This is a genomic window from Streptomyces sp. WAC05292 (genome assembly GCF_003949955.1).
GTDB classification, from domain to species: Bacteria; Actinomycetota; Actinomycetes; order Streptomycetales; family Streptomycetaceae; genus Streptomyces; species Streptomyces globosus.
In genome coordinates this window covers 1-1,581 of sequence record NZ_RPSE01000691.1, presented here as the reverse complement: position 1 = coordinate 1,581, position 1,581 = coordinate 1, and the positions used below count along the sequence as shown (strand labels likewise).

Sequence of the window (1,581 nt, the reverse complement as noted above, 5' to 3'; positions counted from 1 at the left end):
GCCCCCGACACCGTCGAACGCATCGTCCGCGGCAACGCCATCGACCTCCTCGGCCTCACCCCCGAAGGCCTCTGGCCCGGCCCCTGACGGGGCGGCGGGGCGGGTGCGCCGCGCCCCGTCAGGGGCCGGGCCAGAGGCCTTCGGGGGTGAGGCCGAGGAGGTCGATGGCGTTGCCGCGGACGATGCGTTCGACGGTGTCGGGGGCGAGGTGGCCCATCTGGGCCTCGCCGACCTCGCGGGACTTGGGCCAGGTGGAGTCGGAGTGCGGGTAGTCGGTCTCGTAGAGGACGTTTCCGACGCCGATGGCGTCGAGGTTGCGCAGTCCGAAGGCGTCGTCGAAGAAGCAGCCGTGGACGTGCTCGGCGAAGAGTTCGGACGGCGGGCGCAGCACCTTGTCGGCGACGCCGCCCCAGCCGCGGTTCTCCTGCCAGACGGTGTCGGCGCGTTCCAGGATGTACGGGATCCAGCCGATCTGCCCTTCGGCGTACATGATCCGCAGGTTCGGGAAGCGTTCGAACTTGCCGCTCATCAGCCAGTCGACCATGGAGAAGCAGCAGTTGGCGTAGGTGATGGTGGAGCCGACGGCGGGCGGGGCGTCGGCGGAGGTGGAGGGCATGCGGGAGGAGGAGCCGATGTGCATGGCGATGACGGTGCCGGTCTCGTTGCACGCGTCGAGGAAGGGGTCCCAGGCGTCGGTGTGGATCGAGGGCAGGCCGAGGTGCGGGGGTATCTCGGAGAAGGCGACGGCGCGGACGCCGCGGGCGGCGTTGCGGCGGACCTCGGCGGCGGCGAGGGCGGCGTCCCAGAGGGGGACGAGGGTGAGGGGGATGAGCCGGCCGCGGGCGTCGGGGCCGCACCACTCCTCCACCATCCAGTCGTTGTAGGCGCGGACGCAGAGGAGGCCGAGGTCGCGGTCGCGGGCTTCGGTGAAGGTCTGGCCGCAGAAGCGGGGGAAGGTGGGGAAGCACAGGGCGGACTGGACGTGGTTGGCGTCCATGTCGGCGAGGCGTTCGGGGACGGAGTGGGAGCCGGGGCGCATCTGCTCGTAGGTGATGACCTCCAGCCGGATCTCGTCGCGGTCGAAGCCGACGGCGGTGTCGAGGCGGGTGAGGGGGCGGTGGAGGTCCTCGTAGACCCACCAGTCGCCGAGGGGGCCGTCGTCGCCGGGGGCGCCCATGACCGGGGCGAACTTCCCGCCGAGGAAGGTCATTTCCCTCAGGGGGGCGCGGACGATGCGGGGACCGGTGTCGCGGTACCGGGACGGGAGCCGGTCCTGCCAGACGCGAGGGGGTTCGACCGTGTGGTCGTCCACCGAAATGATCTTCGGGAAGGTCTCCATGGGGCCCACCGTAGCGCTGATCTGACGTACCGTCAGCTACTTGGAGGGTGATCGGCCCGGCACGGGCTGACGGGTACGTCCAAGACAGGGCAGACTGGCCCTTACACCGACGGAAGGCAGGGGAGGACGACCGATGGACGGCATACCGGCCATCCCGCAGCAGCGGAACCACCCCGAGGCAGCCCGGCGCACCCCCGGGGCCGCCCGGACCGCCCCCGGGCCGAAAGCCGCCGCGCCAGGCG

General features: G+C 71.6%; 1 protein-coding gene. It reads right to left on the bottom strand.

Translation table 11 applies throughout. The features are described from left to right. Nucleotides 1–118 precede the first annotated feature (118 nt). Nucleotides 119–1,339 carry an amidohydrolase family protein gene (locus EF903_RS32415; protein WP_125548514.1) on the bottom strand — a complete coding sequence of 407 codons (1,221 nt, stop codon included), beginning with the start codon at nucleotides 1,337–1,339 and terminating at the stop codon, nucleotides 119–121. Between the last annotated feature and the right edge of the window lie 242 nt (nucleotides 1,340–1,581).

Coding starts and splice junctions, on each gene's coding strand:
- EF903_RS32415 (WP_125548514.1), bottom strand. CDS start 1,339: ATGGAGACCTTCCCGAAGATCATTTCGGTGGACGACCACACGGTCGAA.